The sequence below is a fragment of the Bradyrhizobium nanningense genome (assembly GCF_004114535.1).
Taxonomy (GTDB): domain Bacteria; phylum Pseudomonadota; class Alphaproteobacteria; order Rhizobiales; family Xanthobacteraceae; genus Bradyrhizobium; species Bradyrhizobium nanningense.
This window is the reverse complement of the sequence record NZ_LBJC01000019.1, coordinates 152,551-170,117: the sequence shown is the minus strand read 5'-3', so window position 1 is coordinate 170,117 and position 17,567 is coordinate 152,551. Positions and strand designations below refer to the sequence as shown.

The window sequence follows — 17,567 nt, the reverse complement described above, 5'->3', positions numbered from 1 at the left end:
CTTCAAAGTGCCGCTGGTCACGATCCGGGAACAGCATCTCGCAGAGGGTCGGAGCGTCATTAAGGCGACTTTTAGTTAAATGCGGATTAAGTTCGGGCAGATGTGGGGCGGCTCGTCAACGCTGTCTCATTCTGAGAAAAAAGCCCGCAGAACTACGGACTTAGGCGCGTCTGTTAACCATCATTCTCGGCCGGATCGGCGCATTCAGCAGACGTCTCTAGCCGCCTTCTTAAGCGCATCCAACCAAGTCCTTTTCGTGGTCTTCAATGCCCGGACGATAACGGGGAAGCGTTGCGCGAGGCTGGCGTTGCGATGGGTCCCTTCCCCTCTCTCGGCGCCGGCGGTAGACGCTCCCGCGTCGCGCGCGGCGCGGTGTCCTCAACGTGGTACGGCCCCCTGACCGAAAGTTGATCGCACCGGACTGGCAAATGCCGCAGCGGCGAAATAGCTGCGAGGACGGCACTTTTCAGCAGCCTCTGCGTGTGATACGGTACCGTATCAACATTGCCTCGAACTGTGCCAAGCACGCAAACGGAGGCTGGCATGAATGGGGTCGCGCGCGCCGGGTTTTACGCTCTCGCATGGTCGTTTCTGTTGATCGGCTCTGCAAGTGCACAGCCCGCTGCCAATGCGGGCTGCACGGCATCGCCATCCACCGCAGGGACACAAGTGTGGCGGTGCGACAACGGGATCACCATTGTCGCAGAAAACGGCGCCAGATTTGAACTAAAGGACGCCAACCGCGACGGACATATAGACTCCGTCGAGTTGAGCAGCAGAGCGCTGCTGGTCGAAGTGCCCAAAAAGGCGGGCGGCAACCCCTTCAAGGTGCTGACGCCGCAGGCGATCGCCGCGGTGCGCGGCACCAGATGGGCCGTCGATGTCGCTGAGGCCAAGACCTCCGTCTTCGTCGCTGACGGCCGTGTCGGCGTCAATCGCAGGAGCCGCGGGCGCGGCGTCGTTCTTGGCCCCGGCGAAGGCGTCGACGTGGAAGCGACCGGCCCATTGACCGTCAAGACATGGGGCCAGCCGCGCGTCGACACGCTCATGAGAAGGCTTGGTCAATAAGGTTTCGCCGGTAAGACGTAGAACAAAGAAGATTGCAGTACCTAGTGACTAGACGCGTTCAGATCCTGGTGGCCCTCGTCCTCACCGCGCTGTGGGGGGCGGGCATCTATGCCGCGCATGCCACCGGCCATCTCCGTTTTCTCGACCGCCTCGAGGCAACGCTGACCGATTGGCGGACCCAGGTCCGCGGCGTGCAGCGTCCGCCCGATCTCGTCACCATCGTCGCGATCGACGATACCGTGGTGAAGCGCGGCGGCAGCTATCCGCTGCCGCGTGCCGACCTCGCCCGCGTCGTCGACACCATCGTGCAGTTCAAGCCGAAGGTCGTCGCGATCGATCTCCTGCTCGTCGACCGCAGCGCCGCGATCGGTGACGCGACGCTCGCCAACACGCTTGCCACCGGCCCCATGGTTCTGGCCGCCGCAGCGATCTTCCCGTCCGCCAGCGAGACCGTGGAGCCGAGCAGCGCGGGTCCCCTCGCCATGCTGCCGCAGGCCGAACGCTTCCTGCTGCCGTTGCCGCCGTTCGCTGACCACGCTGAGGTCGGCGTCGTCAATGTCGCGACGGGACAGTCGGGCTCGCCGCTCTCGGTGCCGATGCTGTTCCGGACGCAGGACAAGGTCGAACTGTCGTTCCCCCTGCGCGTCGCCAGCCGCGCGCTCGACAAGCCGCTGACGATCACCTCGGATCATCTCATGCTCGGGGACCGTGCGGTGCCGACCGACAGCGAATTCGCGCTGCCGATCACCTATTACGGTCCGCGGCGCACCATCCGCACCGTCAGCGCACAGAGCATCTTCGACGGCACGCTCGATCGCGCGGCGATCGAGAACCGGATCGTCGTGATCGGCGCCTCGGTCGCCGGCGGTGGCGACTTTTATCCCACACCGTTCGATTCCCTGATGCCCGGCGTCGAGGTGGTCTCGACTGCGATCACGCATCTCGTGGCCGGCGACGGTATCGTGCGCGATCACAGGGTTCGTATCGCCGACGCGCTCGCTGCGATCCTGTTGCCGATGCTGCTGGTCGGCCTGCTCGCCTGGCGGCGCAGCGCGCTCGGCATCGTGGCGGCGGCCGCTCTGATGATCGCCTGGGCCGGCCTCAATGCGTTCGCGTTCACGCATGGCCTCTGGCTGAATGCGGCAACCACGCTCGCCGCCGCAGTGCCCCCGGTTGCGATCTTTGCCGGTGTCCAGCTGTGGGCCGGAGGCCGCCGCACGCAATATCTCGCCGCCAAGAGCAGGTCGCTCGCCCAGTTCCAGGCACCCGCGGTGCAGGAGTGGCTGGCGCGCGATCCCAATTTCCTGTCCAAGCCCGTCCGGCAAAACGCAGCCGTGGTTTTCATCGATCTCTCCGGCTTCACGGGCGTGAGCGAACAGACCGATCCGGACGCGATCCAGGAGATCCTGAAGGCATTTCACGCGCTGATCGACAAGATTGCGGTCGATTGCGGCGGCACCATCACCGGCTTTCTCGGCGACGGCGCCATGATCCTGTTCGGGCTTCCGGGCGCGAGGCCCGATGATTCGGCGCGCGCGCTGAAATGCGCGATCGACCTGCATCGCAGCGTCGAACGCTGGATCGCCTCGCTGCCATCGGCCATCGGCGATCGGCTCGGTTTCAAGATCGGCGCCCATTTCGGCGAGATCGTCGCCTCGCGCCTTGGCGAAAGCCACCAGCACATCACCGCGACCGGCGACACCGTCAACGTCGCAAGCCGGCTGATGGAGGTGGCCGTCCAGAACGGAGCGCGGCTCGCGCTGAGCGATACGCTGCTGGATACGGCCGACTTCCACGGGGCTCCCGACGGCGTTCTGTCGGGCCCCCTGCTCGCCCAGGTCCGCGGCCGCTCAGGCGTCGTGACCGTGTGGTTCTGGCGCGATCAGGACAGGCCCACGCAGGCCGCGGCCGAGGCCGAGGCGATCGACTGAGATGGATTACCTTGCTTCCGGCGGCGGTGAGCGGTCGAGCACGTCGCCCTTGGCGCCCTCCAGCAGGTCGATGCCGTAGGTCTCGACCACGAGCGGGCCGCGCTTGCGCTGCAATTGCGCGACCTGCGTGACGTTCGCAAAGAGCTCGTTAAGGAGGGGGTGACCGTCGGGACGCAACTCGTCGACATAGAGCAGCTTGCCCGCAAGCAATTTTGGATCGGGTTCGCCCATGTTGACCCAGCGGATGCGCTGGTTCTGCTGCAGCACGCAGGTGCCACGCGGCAAATAGAAGGCGAGCCAGCCCGTGGTGCCGTAGTCCTGCGCGAGCACGCAGCTCGCGCCATGGCGCGCGCGCTCGGCCTCGATCCCCGCAGCGAGCTCGCGCCAGCCGACGCCGACGCTGCGCACGGTCGCATCGCGGCGATAGCCCGACAGCCAGCCGGTGTTGGCCTGCACGATGAGCGCAGCAAACATCACGATGCCCGCAGGCGCGGCCCAGCGCAGGCAGAAATCCACCAGGCGCCGCGCACGCGGCTTCCACTGCACGAGATCGGCGGCGACCGCAGCAGCAATCACGAAGGGCGGATAGACCGGCGCGAACCAATTGGCCTCGACGCGGGCATGCAGCGAATGCCAGACGAAATAGACGACGATGGTCCAGAACATCGCTTCGATCAGCACGCGCGAGGCCAGCGCGCCGGCGCGCTGCCAAGTCAGCGCATGCAGACCCATCGCGCCGAGAATGAAGACCAGCGGGGTTGCGAACGCGATCTGGGTCGGGATCAGCTCGGCGATGAAAACCGGGCGGAAGTCCTCGATCTTCGCACGGCCGAGCTGCTTTGCGAACGAGACCCATTGATGGTCCGCATTCCAGAGGATCACGGGCGCGAACAGCGCGAGCGCAACGAGGCCGCCGAGATAGGGCCAGGGCGAGAGAAACCAGCGCCGCAGCTTCGGCACGAAAGCGAGCCAGATCAGGATCGCTGCGCCAAAGAACATCGCGGTGTATTTCGACAGCAGCGCCGCGCCGACGGCCGCGCCGACCGCGAGCCACCAGACGCCGCGGCCGGTCTCCAGCACCTTGGCAAGGAAGAACAGCACGAAGCTGGAGGCAACCAGCAGCGGCGCATCCGGCGTCACGATCAGCGTGCCGACGGAGGCCAGCAGCGTCACGTTGAGCAGGATGGCGCTGGTCGCGGCGACACGTACCCCGCCGAACAGGATCGCCGCGGAGCGGTAGATCGCATAGCTCATCGGCAGCGCCAGCAGGATCGAGACGAGACGGACGCCGAGCTCGGTATCGCCGGCGATCATGGTGCCGGCGCGGATCACGTAAGCCACCATCGGCGGGTGGTCGTAATAACCCCCGGCCAGGTTCTTCGACCACATCCAGTAATAGGCTTCGTCGAAGGTGATCGGCGTGAAGGCGGCCGCGACGAGCCGTAAGCCGACCAGCGCGAGAATCAGCAGCGCGGTATTGCGGACGATCCGCGCGTCAGCCCCGCCCATATCGCGCTATTTCTTGCGCCAGACGAACAGGCCGGACATCGCGTAGTTCCACACCACGCCCATCAGCGCACCGGCCATGCCGGCCAGCCACCAGATCGGCTCCTGGTCGTAGACCGAGAAGGCGACGCCGACATTGGCGAGCAGTCCGACGCTGCAGACGATGTAGAAGGCGATCAGGCCGCGCAGCAGCGCAAAACCCTTCAGCCGCTGGTCGCGATAGGTGAGGAAGTTGTTGAGGATGAAATTGCTGGTCATGGCGACGATGGCGCCGGCGGCCTGCGCCTCCGCAAACGGCACCTTGAACAACTGAAGCGCGATGAACAGCGTGGTCAAGTGCACGACGAGGCCGATGCCGCCGACCATCGCGAACAGGATGAAGCGCAGCGAGACGATGTCATTGCTCAGCTTGGCGAGCACAAGGCCGAGGAAGTCGAGCGCAACCATGGAATCGAGCTTGCTCTCGCCGTGCTGGCGGGCGCCGAAGGTGTAGGGAATCTCGACCGCCCGCAAGGTGCCATGCGCGGTCGCGACGACGTCGAGCAGGATCTTGAAGCCGTGCACGGAAAGCTTTGGCGCGAGCTGTTCGAACCGATCGCGTCGGATCATGAAGAAGCCGCTCATGGGATCGGCGATCTCGACCCGGAGCATCTTCCTGGCGACCTCGGTTGCCAGCGCGCTGGCGCCGGCGCGCTGCTTGTTGAAGCCTTCGCTCTTGTAGCCCTCGATGTAGCGGCTGCCGACCACAAGGTCGGCCTGGTCGCTCGCGAGCAGCAACAGCATCTTCGGCAGCTGCGTCTCGTCGTGCTGGAGATCGGCATCGATCACGGCGACAAAGGGCGCGCTGGACGCCAGGATACCCTCGATGCAGGCGCCTGACAGACCGCGGCGGCCGATGCGGCGGATACAGCGCACGCGGCTATCCTGCTGCCCCAGCGCGCGCACGACGTCCCAGGTGCCGTCGGGCGAATTGTCGTCGACGAACACGACCTCCCAAGCGACGTTGGCGAGCGTTGCCTCGAGGCGCCGGTACAGCACCGTGACATTGTCGCGCTCGTTGAAGGTCGGGACGATGACCGACAGTTCCGGGCCCTCTTGAGCCTGCTGCGGAATGTCGGAGCCCGGTCTGATCGCTTCATTCATGACGGCAGCGTATATCTGCCGCATCCTGCGCTGCCAAGCCGGGGGGTCTGTGGGAAACGCCCCAAAAGGGGCCCCAAAATGCCAACGACCCCGGAACGGCGGGCCGCGCGTACATCCGGCGCAAGCCCAAGCTATTCCAAGGTCGTCCCAGCGCCGGAGTTTTTGCTCAACGTCGCCGTTAGGGGCTAGATAGGAACGGCAAGACCGCTCCGCAAGGGGCCGGAAACCGGAATTCTTGTGCCCTATTGGTTGGGCACTTCCCGGATGATCGGGCCCCGCGGCGCCGGCGCGGCGGGGGCTGCGGGTGCCGCAGTCGGGGCCGGCTCGACCTTTGCCGGTTTGGGCGGCTTGCCGTACTGGCCAATCGGCCCGAACACGACGGCGACTGCAAGCACGATTGCGGCAACGATCGCGCCCAAAATGCCCCCCACCGACTCAGACGCCATGGAAACCCATCCCTGTCCCAGATGCGCCCTGTGATACCACGGATGCGCGAGGCGCCGGAAGGGCCACCACGTCCTTACTTCGTCGGCGGCCTGTGCTTGACGAAGGCCGTCACGATGTCCTTCTGCGCGGACTCCACCGCCCTGTTCGCGGTCGCGAGATGGGCGCCGGCATCGATGTCAGGATATTGCGTGGTGAGATAGTCGAGCAGCGCCACCCGGTAATATTGCCGCTCCGACGGACAGGCGGTCGCGACCGAACGGCCAAAATCCTGTTCCGTCATTCCCTGATTGGCCTCGCGGGAATATTCCCGCGCCAGGCAATGCCAGTAATCGTCGCGGCCCAGCTGGGCGTGCTTCTGCGCACCCTTGGCATCGTCGTCACCCGCCATGACTGAAGACATCATGGCAGCAGATGTCATCATGACGAGCGCCGCTCCCAGCATTGGCATCCGCATCTTGTTCTCCTTCTCGCAGATCGCGCTGCCGAGCTTAGACTGGAGGCGAGAACTGGCCAATCACAACTCGTTTGACTAGGATGAAGTCCCCCTTCCTCGTCGATGCGAGATCCTCCCGTGGCCAAAGCAAAAACCGCGTCCAAAAAAAATGGCAACATCTTCATCGGCATCGGCGGCTGGACCTTCGAGCCGTGGCGCGGCGTGTTCTATCCGGAGAAGCTGGCGCAGGCGAAGGAACTGTCCTACGCGGCCTCGAAGCTGACCTCGATCGAGATCAACGGCACCTATTACGGCTCGCAGAAGCCGGAGAGCTTTCGCAAATGGGCGAGCGAGGTGCCCGACGGCTTCGTATTCTCGGTGAAGGGACCGCGCTTTGCCACCAACCGCCGCGTGCTGGCGGAAGCAGGCGATTCCATCAAGCGGTTCTATGATTCCGGCGTGCTGGAACTCGGCGACCATCTTGGGCCGGCGCTGTGGCAGTTCGCGCCGACTAAGAAATTCGACGGCGCCGATTTCGGCAAGTTCCTGGAGCTGTTGCCGCGCAAGATCGAGGGACGCGCACTGCGCCACGTCGTCGAAGTCCGCCACGACAGTTTCTGCACGCCGGATTTCGTGGCGCTGATCCGCGAGTTCGAAACGCCTGTCGTGTTCGCCGAGCACGGCAAATACCCTGCCATCGCCGACGTCGCCGGCGATTTCGTCTATGCCCGGCTTCAGAAGGGCAATGACGAGATCAAGACCTGCTACCCGCCGAAGCAGCTCGATGCCTGGGCCGAGCGCTTGCAGGCCTGGGCCTCGGGCGGCGAACCGGACGACCTGCCGAAAGTTGACAAGGCCAAGCCGAAGAAGGCGCCGCGCGACGTGTTCGCCTACGTCATCCACGAGGGCAAGGTGCGAGCACCGGCCGGCGCCATGGAACTGATCGCGCGGGTAAGCTGAGGGGGTCCATGGCAAAGGCGAAAGAGCTGTTCACCATCGGCTACGAGCAGACGCCGCCCAAGGCCGTGCTGGACGAATTGGAAGAGGCCGGCGTCAAGCTCGTGGTCGACGTGCGCGCGGTGACGTCGTCGCGCCGCCCGGGCTTTTCCAAGAAGCAGCTTGCGGCGGGGCTCGACGAACGCGGCATCGCCTATGTCCACCTCGCCGCGCTCGGCACCCCGAAGGAAGGCCGCCTCGCCGCACGCAGCGGACAGTACGACGTGCTCGAGAAGATCTTTTCAAAGCACCTGAAGGCGCCCGAAGCCAGGGAAGCAATGGACGAGCTCTCGGCGCTGGTGAAGAAGGCAGGCCCGGTGTGCCTGCTCTGCTACGAGCGCGACCATACCCATTGCCACCGCCAGATGATCGCGGAGATCATCGAGGAGCGCGATGGGGTGACGGTGAGGAATCTGGCGGGGCGGCAGGTGTAGCCAAGAACATCGGCGTGAGCCGTAGCCGTCATCCCGAGGTGCCGGAGCGAAGCGGAGGCCTCGAAGGACGACGGCGTGACCCAAGGTTGCACCTCGGCCGTGCATCCTTCGAGGCTCGCAAGAGCTCGCACCTCAGGATGACGGGAAAGAACACCTACCCCTCTCCCGCGAGCCTAAATGTCCCCTCCATCATCTGCACGCATTGTCCGCCGACATGGGCGGAGACGATCTTGCCGTCCTGCTTGCGCACGCGCGTGAAGAGGATGCTCGGCCGGCCCATGTCAAAGCCCTGGCCGACGGTCAGCTTCAACTCGCCATCGCGCGCGGCATCAAGATCGGCGAACAGCGCGGCCGCGGCGACCGTGGCGCTGCCCGTGGCGGGATCCTCGACGAGACCGCTCGCGCCACGCATGAACATGCGCGCCTGCCGATCGCAGGGCGCTTCCGTCGCAGGCACATCGCGCGTATAGAACCACACCGAGCGGGCGCCGTCGCGCGGCAAGACCTCGCCGTAGGCTGCCGCATTCGGCCGCGCGCGCTTCAGCGCCCCGCGCGAATGCAGCTCCATCACCAGAAACGCGTTTCCGACGGTGACAATCTGCGGCTCGTGATTGTCCGTCTTGATGTCGTCTGCAACGAGCGAGATGCAGCTCGCGGCTTCGGCAGCCGACAGCCGTGAGAGCCGCTCCAGCGGCTGCGGCGCGGTGAGCTCGGTTCTGATCACCCGGCCCTGCTCTCTCACGATGTCGACCGGCACGAGCCCGGCCTTCTCCTCGAACAGCAGACGCAGCTTCGGCTCCTTCGCCATCGAGGCGAGCACAAAGGCAGTGCCGACATTGGGGTGGCCCGCAAAGGCAATCTCCTGCACCGGCGTGAAGATGCGCACCTCCGCATCATTGGCCTTGTCGCGCGGTGGCAGCACGAAGGTGGTCTCGGAATAGTTGAACTCGGTGGCGATCGCCTGCATCTGCGCCGTCGTGAGCCCTCCGGCGTCGAGCACCACGGCAAGCTGGTTGCCGCCGAAGGCGCGGTCGGTGAACACGTCGACGGTGATGTAGCGGCGCTGCATCGTCACTTCCCCATGCAAGTCGCGGCCGCAACCGGCCGCATCGCCTTCAGTCTACAGGCCGGCGACATCGCTCGTCATGCCCCAAAATTCGGAGCAATCGGAGCAATTGCAAAAGGGAGAGTCAGAAGCGGAAGAGCCGATACGGCGATGCCAGCACTTGCGCGCGCTCAGCTTGATCGACGATCAGCGTATCGAGAAACTGGCGGTTCTTCGCGTAGCTCTGCGTCGCCTCGAACTGCGTGTGCGGCCAGTCGCTGCCCCACAACAGGCGATCGAGGCCGTACGCGTCGCGCAGCAGCGGATAGGCCTGCTTCGCAAACTCCTCGCCGGCCGTACCGTTGCGATAAGGCGCCGATATCTTGACCCAGACGTTTCTCGTCGCCCCTAGCTTCAGCAGGGACTGGAAACCGGGATCGGCAACACCGAGCTTTGGATCGGGCAGCGCGTAGTGATCGAGCACGACGGTGACACCGCGATCGAGCAGCTGCGGCGCGAGCGTGGCAAGATCGGACGCGTTGCGCTGGACCTCGACCTGCCAGGCCATGTCTTTCACGCGTCCCAGAAGCGCCTTCCATTCGCCGGCAGCGAGATCGGGCAAGGGCTGACCCACGAGATTGAGGCGAATGCCTGTCACGCCGGCGCGATCGAGTGCGCGCAGATCGTCCGCGGCTACCCCCGGATCGACCACGGCGATGCCGCGCAGGCGGCCGCTCGCCTGTTTCAGGCACGCGACCAGATAGGAATTGTCGGTGCCGAGAAAGCTCGGCTGCACCAGTACGCCATTGGTCATGCCGTTGCGATCGAGCTGCTCTAGATAGAGCGCCGACGGCGCGTCGTAGTCGGGCGCGTAGCGTCGGCCCGGCGCGAGTTCGAGGCCGCGGTGGAAGACGTGAGCGTGAGTATCGATCGTCGGCAAGGCCGCCTCACTCCTGGCTGTGGTCGCGCCCGCCATCACCAGCGATGCGAGACCCACGGCAAATTGGCGGCGCGTCAGACCGTTCCGAGCGGATATCATGGTGATGACTCCCCATCCTGCGTCAGGCGCGCGTCGCGGCGGCTTGTTCGAACACCTTGCCGCGCGTTTCCGGCAGCAGCAGCACCGCGATCAGGACCAGCGAATAGGCAAAGGCCGCGTCGATGCCAATCGCGGGCCCGAGCCCGATACGGTCACTGAGAAAGCCGACAAGGAAGGGAAACGCGGCGGAGACGATGCGACCGAAATTGTAGCAGAAGCCGACGCCGGTGCCGCGCACGCCGGCAGGATAAAGCTCGCTGAACAGCGCCGCCATGCTGGCAGGGATGCCGGCGGAGAAGAAGCCGAGGGGGAAGCCGAGCACCAGCATCTGCCCGTTCGTCAGCGGCGCGAAGATATAGATCAGCACGGTGACGATGCAGGCGCTGGCGAACAACGCGACGTTGGCTCTCCGCCCGATGCGATCGCTGATGATGCCGCTGGTGACGCAGCCACAGAAGAACGCGATGATGATGACGGCGAGATAGCCGCTGGAGCCGAGCACCGACAAATGCCGCACCTCCCGCAAATAGGTCGGCAGGAAGGTCGTGAGCGCGGCATAACCGCCGTGAGCGCCGATGCCGAACAGACCGCCGATCAGGGTCGAGCGCAGCACGTCCCGATGGAAGATGCCGGAGAGCGTAGCAAAGAACGGCGTCTTCTCGGCGGCTAGCGCACGCGGTGGCTCCTTCAATCCGCGGCGGATGAAGATGATGAGGAGCGCGGGCAACAGCCCGAGCGCGAACAAGAGCCGCCAGCCGATGTCGGCCGGCGCATAGGTGAAGACCAGCGCCGAGAGCAGCACCGCGGCGCCCCAGCCGACGGCCCAGGCACTCTGCACCGAGCCCAGTGCCTTGCCGCGATGTTCGGGCCGGATGATCTCGGCCATCAGCACCGCACCGCAGGCCCATTCGGCACCGAAACCGAGGCCCTGGATCGCCTTCAGGACCAGGAGCTGGGTGTAGGTCATCGCGAACGCGCAGGCGAAGGTCGCGAGCGCAAAGGTGCCGACGGTGATCTGGAGTGCCTTGACGCGGCCGAAGCGATCGCCGAGCGCACCGCCGAACCAGCCGCCGAACGCGCCGAAGAACAGCGTGATCGAGCCAAGCAGGCCGGCATCGGCCTTGCTGATGCCGAAGGCCGCGATCAGCGCGGGGATGGCAAGGCCGAACATCTGAACGTCGAGCGCATCCAGCGCCCAGCCACCAAAACTTGCCCAGAACGTGCGCCGCTCCAGCGGCGAGCTCTCGCTGTACCAGTTCGACATGTTTCCTACCCCTGTACTCGTTATTGCTTGATGTCGTTGAAAGGCCGCGTCACCGGATTTCGGCGTGGTAGCGGAAGCGGTCGGCCGGTCCGCGCGATCTGCGCCATTCGATCGGCCGGCGCTCGAGATCGAGCGCGAGGCGTTCGATCACGATCAGCGGCGCGTGGGCCTCGAGCCTGAGCAGGCGCGCCTGCATCTCGTTGGCGGTCTCAACGGTGAGGATTTCCTCGGCCGTGACCACCACCTCGCCGCAACGCTCCTCGTAGAGCGGATACAGGAGATCGCCGAATTCGGCGGTGTCGAGCGTAAGGATCGGCGCGAAGCGCGATTGCTGGAGCCAGATCTCTTCGGCGAGCAGCGGCACATCGTCGATCAGGCGCAGGCGCGACAGGCTGATCACGGGCTCGCCCACGGGAATGCGCAACGCGGACGCGACGGCCGAATTGGCCGGCACGCTCTTGCGCCTGATGATGCGACTCTTGGGCACGCGCCGCTCGCCAGTTTCGGACTGGAAGCGGAAGAAACGGAACAGCGAGGAGTTGAAGCGCGCACGGCGCACGAAAGTACCGCGGCCCTGCTGCCGTTCCAGCACGGCATCCGCGACGAGCTGATCAATCGCCTTGCGCACCGTGCCAATGGCGACGCCGTAATGGGCGCTAAGCTCGGCTTCCGACGGGATCGGTTCACCCGGCCGCCATTCGCTGCGATTGATCCGCGCGGCGAGATCGTCGCGCAGGCGCTGGTAGCGCGGCAGGCGGTCGTCGAGAGGCGATGAATTCATATAGTCATATAGATGATTAGATGAAGAATGAGTCAAGCGCTACGTTGATACCGCCGGGCCCAATCCATCGACATCACGAACCGGGCTGGCGGATGTCGCCAGCCCGGCCTGGTCGCCTGCCGTCGTCAGTGCATCGTCATCGTGTTCGGCTGGCACGGCGGCTGCGTGTACGGCGCAGAGGCATACGCGCCTTCCGCCGGAGCCCTGACGCAGGAGTCGGTCGCCGCCTGAGTAAACGCAGCGCGCGGCGGGGCAGCGTGGCGCACCGTTGCGGCCTGGGTCTGGGCGGCAGCTGCGGCGATCAGTGCGGCCGCAACAAGGGTCAGTCGGGTCATTGGTTTTCTCCGGTGACAAGTGAAAGCCGAGACATTTCGGCTTCCACAGTGCAGGACCCGAAAGCTACCGGGGATATTTCATCACGCGTCTTCAAGCCAGCGCGACCCGCTTCAAGGAAGCGCGACTCACATGTGAAGGCGCGCTACCCCAGCTGAAACACCGGAACCTTCTGCTCGTAGCCGCGCACCTCGACCTCGCCGAGCGCGACCGCATCGCCGCCGTCGTCACCCAAAGCCTCGCGCACGGTCGCCGAAATCAGCAGCTGCGAGCCGAACTCCTTGTTCAACGCCTCCAGCCGCGAGGCCAGGTTCACGGTGTCGCCGATAACCGTATATTCCTTGCGCCGGGGCGAGCCGATATTGCCGGCGACGACCTCGCCGAAATGAATGCCGATACCGATGCGCAGCGGCCAGCTCGTCTGCGCGTTGATGCGGTCCATCGCGCTCAGCATCTCGCGGCCTGCGGCAACGGCACGCTGCGCCGCGTCGGAGGCCTCCAGCGGCGCGCCGAACAGGGCGAGAAAGCCATCGCCGAGGAACTTGTTCACAATGCCGCCGTGACGGTCGAGAATGTCCACCAGCACCGCAAAGGCGCCGTCGAGGCGGTCGACCACCTCCTGCGGGGTGCGCGACTGCGCACCGGCGGTGAAGCCGCGGAAATCGACGAACATCACCGCGACGCGGCGGACGTCACCGCCTCCGCTGGTGCCCGCCGCCATCAACTGCTCCACAACTTGCGGAGAGACGTGCTGACCGAACAGGTTCGTCACCCGGTCGCGCGCGGTCGCCGCCGCAATGCTCGCGGCAAACTGGCGGCGCAGCTGAGCGCCGACGGCACCCGCCAGCACGCCACAGATCAGGATGACGACGCTGCGCACGGCGTGGAAATAGATCAGCGGGTCGCCAGCCTCGTCGGCCGCGTTGTAGTGCAGCGCGACGGACAGAAGCCCGGCTGCGGCCACGAAACCCGTGAAGGCAGAGAGCCAGAAGTCGAGCCGCAGGGTCGAAAGGATGACGAAGATGAAGTACATCAGCGGCACCGCGAAGCCGAGGGCCTGGCTTGCGCCCATGGTCCGGGTCTGCAGGACCAGGATCACCGTGGGCAGCGAGGTCTCGATCAGCGTGCCGATATAGCGCCGGATCACCGGCAGGTCGCGATCGAGCCGGAGGTTCTTCCTGATCTGGGTGTGAACCCAGACCTCGAAGAGAATAAAGCCGCCGAGAAGGCCGTAGACTTCGACAAGCCCCTCCGTTCCGCGCCACACCCGGTTCACCACACTGGGGTCGACCAAATAGAGTGCGGTGAGCAGCAACATCATGACGCAGCCCGTCGCGATCAGCGCCCGCACCCGGAGCAGCTCGGTGCGCAGCACCTCCCGCGTCAGCTCGCGCTCGAAATCCTCCGATAGCACGGCATGCTGCCGTGTCCTCCTGCTCGCAAACCTGACCATGCCGCCCCTCGATTCCGGCGGCATTGTGCCTCAATCCAGCGTGCGGCGGAAGCGCGTCACGGCGATGGTCATGGCGAGCAGCATCAGGGCCGCCAGCGCCAACGTGTCGAAGCGCACATTCTGCATGGTCGCGCCCTTCAGCATGATGGCGCGGACGATGCGCAGATAATGGGTCAGCGGCAGGCATTCACCGACATATTGCGCCCAGGCCGGCATCCCTGCGAACGGGAACATGAAGCCGGACAGCAGGATGCTCGGCAGAAAGAACATGAACGACATCTGTATCGCCTGCAGCTGGTTCTGCGCAATGGTGGAGAACGTGTAACCAATCGCGAGATTTGCGGCGATAAAGAGGGTCGAGAGTGTCGCCAACAGGAGCAGATTGCCGAGCACGGGCACGCCGAACAGGAACACTCCGATATTGACGATCAGGAAGGCTTGAATGAAGCCCACCAGGATGTAGGGAATGATCTTGCCGAGCATGACCTCGACCGGCTTGATCGGCATCGACAACAGGCTTTCCATGGTGCCGCGTTCAATCTCGCGCGTCACCGATAGTGCCGTGAAGATCAACATGGTCATGGTAAGGATGGTGCCGACCAGTCCCGGCACGATGTTGAGGCGTGACTCCGCAGCCGGATTATAGCGGGCATGAGCCCGGATCTCGAACGGCAGCGCCGGCGCATCGCCGATATAGAGATCGTGCTGGAGAGCGGTCTGCACGAGCATCCCGAGCGAGCCGAGTGCGGAGCTTGCGGCGACCGGATCGGTGGCGTCGGCTGCGACCAGCAGCGCCGGCTTGTCGCCACGCCGCACCGCCCGTTCGAAGCCGCGCGGGATCTCGACGCCGAACAGCACCTTGCCGGACTTGAGCAGGTTGTCGAAATCGTCCACGTCGTGCACTTCGTAGACGAAGCGGAAATAGGCGGTATTCTCCAACGCTTTCAGGACCGAGCGGGCGAGATCAGATTCCTCCTGAATTAGCACCGCGCTCGGCAGATGGTGCGGCGTGGTGTTGATGGCATAGCCGAACAGCAGAAGCTGCATCACCGGGATCGCCACGATCATCGCGAACGAGACGCGGTCCCGCCGAAGCTGAATGAACTCCTTCGCCATCATGGCATAGGTGCGGCGCCAGAAGCCGAAGCGGTCGCGGATTTCCCGCTCGGGGCCGGTTGCTTGGATGGTGCTCATTGGAAATTGTCCCTGGAGCGGTTCATCAATTCGATGAATACATCTTCCAGCGATGGATGCGATTTCTGCCAGTGCAGGCCACTCGTCTCACGCCACGGCGCGATGCTGGCTTCGAGCGCCGCAACGTCGCGGCCAGAGACGTGCAGCGAGGTGCCGAACGGGGCCACCATGTCCACTCCGGGCTTGCCGTCGAGCTCGGCCGCGAGCCCGCCCAACTCGCCGGTGACGGTGTAGGTCGTCAGCGCGGACTTCGCGATCACCTCGTCCACGGTCCCGCGCGCCAGCAGGTGACCGTAGGCGATATAAGCGATCTCGTGGCACCGCTCGGCCTCGTCCATGTAATGGGTCGAGACCAGCACGGTGAGGCCCTCGGCGGCGAGTGCGTGGATCTCGTTCCAGAAATCGCGCCGCGCCTTGGGGTCGACGCCGGCGGTGGGCTCGTCGAGCAGCAACAGTTGTGGGTTGGGCAGCGTGCAGGCTCCGAGAGCCAGCCGCTGTTTCCAGCCGCCGGAGAGCTCGCCCGCAAGCTGCCCCTCGCGCCCTGAGAGCCCGAGCCGCTTGACCATGTCGCGCGCGGCGCCGCGCGCATCGGCCAAACCATAGAGCCGCGCGACGAATTCGAGGTTCTCGCGCACGGAGAGATCCTGATACAGGCTGAAGCGCTGGGTCATATAGCCGACCTGGCGCTTGATCTTCTCGGCATCGCGGCGGATGTCGTAGCCGAGGCAGGTGCCCTCGCCGCTATCCGGCGTGAGCAGCCCGCAGAGGATGCGGATGGTCGTGGTCTTGCCCGAGCCGTTGGGGCCGAGGAAGCCGTAAATCGAACCGCGCCTCACCTGCATCGACAGATCGTGCACGACCTCGCGGCCGCCGAACGATTTGCTCAGGCCCTTGACGTCGATCGCGATGCCGTTGCCGCCGTTCATCGCTTGTCCGCCACTGGAGTCTTGGGATTGAGATAGACGTTGATCGGCTGTCCGACCCGCAGCGCGTCGGGACGCGAGGGCCGCGCCTGGATCAAATAGACCAGCTTGTTGCGCTCATCGAGGCTGTAGATGACGGGCGGGGTGTATTCGGCCGAGGTCGCGATGAAATAGATCTTCGCGGTGAGATCGGCCGCGCAATTGTCGCAGGAGACGCGCACCGTATCGCCGATCGCAAGCTTCGGCAGCGCCGTTTCCGGCACGAAGAAGCGCACCTTCATGTTGCCGGGCGGCATGATCGACAGCACCGGCCGCTGCGCCGCCACCATCTCCCCCTCGCGGAAATAGATCTGCTGGATAGTGCCTGCCACGGGCGCAAAGCCCTTGCGCCGCGCCATCCGCGTTTCCGACGTCGCCACCCGCGCTTCCGCGACACGCAACGCAGAGACGGCGGAATCGAGATTGGCCTGCGTGCCCGAGCCGGTCTTGCTCAGTGAGGCCGCGCGATCATAGGTCTGCTGCGCGTTCGCCAGCGTCGCCTTTTGCTGGTTCAGATCGGCAAGCTGAAGGTCGTCGTCGACGGAATAGAGGGCCTCGCCGACCTTGACTTCATCGCCCTCGCGGACATTGAGCTTCGTCACCCGCCCCGCTTCGTCCGGACTGACGAAGATCATGTCGGCCTCGATCCAGCCCTGAAAGCCCGGATCGCGCTTCTCGTTGCACCCGGCAAGCGAGGTTGCGAGCAGGATAGCCAGTGCAATACCGAGAATTGCTTGCGACGACCTCATGTCGTCCTCCGTTCGCCAAAAATCAAATCGAGATGGACCCGCAGCATGTCCTGCGCGTCGAGCGGCGCGTGCCGCGCAAATAAGCTCTGCCAGATCACCGCGATCATCGCCGGCGCGACCAGTATCTGCGGATAGCGCGCGAGGTCCTTCTGGCGGATCTCGCCGCGGGCGATGCCGAGCTCGATCAGCCCGCGCATGGCGGCGATGCCGCGCGAGACGACCTCGCGGTAGTAGAAGTCGGCGACGGCCGGAAAGCGCGGCCCCTCAGCCACGATCAGCCGCACCAGGTCGCCGCGCCTGGTGCCGATGACCTCTTTGAGGAAGTTGCCGGCAAAGGCCTCGATGAGGTCGCGCACTGAGCCCGTCGGCGGCGGCAGCGCAGTCAGCCGCGCCACGACCGGCACGATCACGATGCGCACCAGCTCCTCGAACATCGATTCCTTGTCCTTGAAGTGCAGATAGATCGTGCCCTTGGCGACACCGGCGCGCTTGGCGATATCGTCGAGCCGCGTTGCGGCAAAGCCGCGGCCGATGAATTCCTCCATCGCCGCCTCCACGATCGCCGCGCGCCGCTCCAGCGCGCGCGTGGCGCGGTTCGAGGCGGGCATCTCTCCGCGGGCCGCGGACACATGGTCCCCGCTTCCTGCAGGCGGCCTGGAGAGTTTGGTGGACTTCCTCGGCATGAGGACATTTATGACTGACTAGTCAGTCATGGTCAAGTGATGAGTCAAGCTGGATTCAGCCACCAAATTAGTATTGACTAATGCATTAGCATCGACTAATTAGACG

Annotated in this window: 18 protein-coding genes; 4 read left to right on the top strand and 14 right to left on the bottom strand. The window is 64.9% G+C overall.

From position 1 onward, the window contains the following. Positions 1–543: 543 nt before the first annotated feature. Both XH84_RS12455 and XH84_RS12450 read left to right on the top strand, forming a co-directional pair. Positions 544–1,068 carry a FecR domain-containing protein gene (locus XH84_RS12455; RefSeq protein ID WP_164936442.1) on the top strand — a complete coding sequence of 175 codons (525 nt, stop codon included), beginning with the start codon at positions 544–546 and terminating at the stop codon, positions 1,066–1,068. A 44-nt stretch (positions 1,069–1,112) separates the two neighbouring features. Continuing rightward, entirely contained in the window at positions 1,113–2,999 is a 1,887-nt protein-coding gene (locus tag XH84_RS12450; protein WP_128920897.1) for a CHASE2 domain-containing protein, read from the top strand. A 6-nt stretch (positions 3,000–3,005) separates the two neighbouring features. Here XH84_RS12450 and XH84_RS12445 read toward each other — a convergent pair whose 3' ends face one another. From XH84_RS12445 to XH84_RS12430, 4 genes are all read right to left on the bottom strand, one after another. Then, positions 3,006–4,508, bottom strand: coding sequence for a glycosyltransferase family 39 protein (locus XH84_RS12445; RefSeq protein WP_128920896.1), 1,503 nt, complete (start codon positions 4,506–4,508; stop codon positions 3,006–3,008). 6 nt (positions 4,509–4,514) lie between these two features. Beyond that, a complete protein-coding gene (locus tag XH84_RS12440; RefSeq protein WP_128920895.1) occupies positions 4,515–5,648 on the bottom strand; it encodes a glycosyltransferase family 2 protein in 1,134 nt (377 codons plus the stop codon). Positions 5,649–5,890: 242 nt separating this feature from the next. Beyond that, positions 5,891–6,094 (bottom strand): hypothetical protein, encoded by a 204-nt coding sequence (locus tag XH84_RS12435; protein WP_128920894.1) that lies wholly within the window; start codon positions 6,092–6,094, stop codon positions 5,891–5,893. Positions 6,095–6,168: 74 nt separating this feature from the next. Next, positions 6,169–6,549, bottom strand: coding sequence for a hypothetical protein (locus XH84_RS12430; protein ID WP_128920979.1), 381 nt, complete (start codon positions 6,547–6,549; stop codon positions 6,169–6,171). 102 nt (positions 6,550–6,651) lie between these two features. Here XH84_RS12430 and XH84_RS12425 point away from each other — a divergent pair, with 102 nt between their 5' ends. Continuing rightward, positions 6,652–7,488 carry a DUF72 domain-containing protein gene (locus XH84_RS12425; RefSeq protein WP_128920893.1) on the top strand — a complete coding sequence of 279 codons (837 nt, stop codon included), beginning with the start codon at positions 6,652–6,654 and terminating at the stop codon, positions 7,486–7,488. An 8-nt stretch (positions 7,489–7,496) separates the two neighbouring features. Beyond that, entirely contained in the window at positions 7,497–7,958 is a 462-nt protein-coding gene (locus XH84_RS12420; protein WP_128920892.1) for a DUF488 domain-containing protein, read from the top strand. 154 nt (positions 7,959–8,112) lie between these two features. On the opposite strand, the gene XH84_RS12415 is transcribed toward XH84_RS12420, so the two are convergent. The 10 genes from XH84_RS12415 to XH84_RS12370 all read right to left on the bottom strand — a co-directional run bounded on the left by XH84_RS12415 (position 8,113) and on the right by XH84_RS12370 (position 17,461). Continuing rightward, complete coding sequence (locus XH84_RS12415; protein ID WP_128920891.1) at positions 8,113–9,027, bottom strand: PhzF family phenazine biosynthesis protein; 915 nt, start codon at positions 9,025–9,027, stop codon at positions 8,113–8,115. A 121-nt stretch (positions 9,028–9,148) separates the two neighbouring features. Continuing rightward, positions 9,149–10,042 (bottom strand): amidohydrolase family protein, encoded by an 894-nt coding sequence (locus XH84_RS12410; protein ID WP_128920890.1) that lies wholly within the window; start codon positions 10,040–10,042, stop codon positions 9,149–9,151. Positions 10,043–10,064: 22 nt separating this feature from the next. Further along, positions 10,065–11,306: an MFS transporter gene (locus XH84_RS12405; protein WP_128920889.1), complete on the bottom strand. Its 1,242-nt coding sequence runs from the start codon at positions 11,304–11,306 to the stop codon at positions 10,065–10,067. Between the two features lie 49 nt (positions 11,307–11,355). Further along, positions 11,356–12,087, bottom strand: coding sequence for a GntR family transcriptional regulator (locus XH84_RS12400; RefSeq protein ID WP_128920888.1), 732 nt, complete (start codon positions 12,085–12,087; stop codon positions 11,356–11,358). A 125-nt stretch (positions 12,088–12,212) separates the two neighbouring features. Beyond that, positions 12,213–12,422 carry a hypothetical protein gene (locus tag XH84_RS12395; protein WP_128920887.1) on the bottom strand — a complete coding sequence of 70 codons (210 nt, stop codon included), beginning with the start codon at positions 12,420–12,422 and terminating at the stop codon, positions 12,213–12,215. A 143-nt stretch (positions 12,423–12,565) separates the two neighbouring features. Continuing rightward, positions 12,566–13,873, bottom strand: a complete 1,308-nt coding sequence (locus XH84_RS12390; protein ID WP_128920886.1) for an adenylate/guanylate cyclase domain-containing protein — start codon at positions 13,871–13,873, stop codon at positions 12,566–12,568. 30 nt (positions 13,874–13,903) lie between these two features. After that, positions 13,904–15,067 carry an ABC transporter permease gene (locus tag XH84_RS12385; protein WP_128920885.1) on the bottom strand — a complete coding sequence of 388 codons (1,164 nt, stop codon included), beginning with the start codon at positions 15,065–15,067 and terminating at the stop codon, positions 13,904–13,906. Then, on the bottom strand, positions 15,064–15,993 hold the full coding sequence (locus tag XH84_RS12380) for an ABC transporter ATP-binding protein (protein WP_128920884.1): 930 nt from the start codon (positions 15,991–15,993) through the stop codon (positions 15,064–15,066). Before XH84_RS12380 ends, XH84_RS12385 begins: the two co-directional genes overlap by 4 nt. Then, positions 15,990–16,778: an HlyD family secretion protein gene (locus tag XH84_RS12375; protein ID WP_128948307.1), complete on the bottom strand. Its 789-nt coding sequence runs from the start codon at positions 16,776–16,778 to the stop codon at positions 15,990–15,992. Before XH84_RS12375 ends, XH84_RS12380 begins: the two co-directional genes overlap by 4 nt. Next, complete coding sequence (locus XH84_RS12370) at positions 16,775–17,461, bottom strand: TetR/AcrR family transcriptional regulator (protein WP_430641894.1); 687 nt, start codon at positions 17,459–17,461, stop codon at positions 16,775–16,777. Before XH84_RS12370 ends, XH84_RS12375 begins: the two co-directional genes overlap by 4 nt. Between the last annotated feature and the right edge of the window lie 106 nt (positions 17,462–17,567).

What these genes read in the sequence shown, in the direction of transcription:
- XH84_RS12455 (WP_164936442.1), top strand. Translation starts at nt 544, where the DNA reads ATGAATGGGGTCGCGCGCGCCGGGTTTTACGCTCTCGCATGGTCGTTT.
- XH84_RS12445 (WP_128920896.1), bottom strand. Translation starts at nt 4,508, where the DNA reads ATGGGCGGGGCTGACGCGCGGATCGTCCGCAATACCGCGCTGCTGATT.
- XH84_RS12440 (WP_128920895.1), bottom strand. Translation starts at nt 5,648, where the DNA reads ATGAATGAAGCGATCAGACCGGGCTCCGACATTCCGCAGCAGGCTCAA.
- XH84_RS12435 (WP_128920894.1), bottom strand. Translation starts at nt 6,094, where the DNA reads ATGGCGTCTGAGTCGGTGGGGGGCATTTTGGGCGCGATCGTTGCCGCA.
- XH84_RS12430 (WP_128920979.1), bottom strand. Translation starts at nt 6,549, where the DNA reads ATGCGGATGCCAATGCTGGGAGCGGCGCTCGTCATGATGACATCTGCT.
- XH84_RS12425 (WP_128920893.1), top strand. Translation starts at nt 6,652, where the DNA reads ATGCGAGATCCTCCCGTGGCCAAAGCAAAAACCGCGTCCAAAAAAAAT.
- XH84_RS12420 (WP_128920892.1), top strand. Translation starts at nt 7,497, where the DNA reads ATGGCAAAGGCGAAAGAGCTGTTCACCATCGGCTACGAGCAGACGCCG.
- XH84_RS12415 (WP_128920891.1), bottom strand. Translation starts at nt 9,027, where the DNA reads ATGCAGCGCCGCTACATCACCGTCGACGTGTTCACCGACCGCGCCTTC.
- XH84_RS12410 (WP_128920890.1), bottom strand. Translation starts at nt 10,042, where the DNA reads ATGATATCCGCTCGGAACGGTCTGACGCGCCGCCAATTTGCCGTGGGT.
- XH84_RS12405 (WP_128920889.1), bottom strand. Translation starts at nt 11,306, where the DNA reads ATGTCGAACTGGTACAGCGAGAGCTCGCCGCTGGAGCGGCGCACGTTC.
- XH84_RS12400 (WP_128920888.1), bottom strand. Translation starts at nt 12,087, where the DNA reads ATGAATTCATCGCCTCTCGACGACCGCCTGCCGCGCTACCAGCGCCTG.
- XH84_RS12395 (WP_128920887.1), bottom strand. Translation starts at nt 12,422, where the DNA reads ATGACCCGACTGACCCTTGTTGCGGCCGCACTGATCGCCGCAGCTGCC.
- XH84_RS12390 (WP_128920886.1), bottom strand. Translation starts at nt 13,873, where the DNA reads ATGGTCAGGTTTGCGAGCAGGAGGACACGGCAGCATGCCGTGCTATCG.
- XH84_RS12385 (WP_128920885.1), bottom strand. Translation starts at nt 15,067, where the DNA reads ATGAGCACCATCCAAGCAACCGGCCCCGAGCGGGAAATCCGCGACCGC.
- XH84_RS12380 (WP_128920884.1), bottom strand. Translation starts at nt 15,993, where the DNA reads ATGAACGGCGGCAACGGCATCGCGATCGACGTCAAGGGCCTGAGCAAA.
- XH84_RS12375 (WP_128948307.1), bottom strand. Translation starts at nt 16,778, where the DNA reads ATGAGGTCGTCGCAAGCAATTCTCGGTATTGCACTGGCTATCCTGCTC.
- XH84_RS12370 (WP_430641894.1), bottom strand. Translation starts at nt 17,461, where the DNA reads ATGCCGAGGAAGTCCACCAAACTCTCCAGGCCGCCTGCAGGAAGCGGG.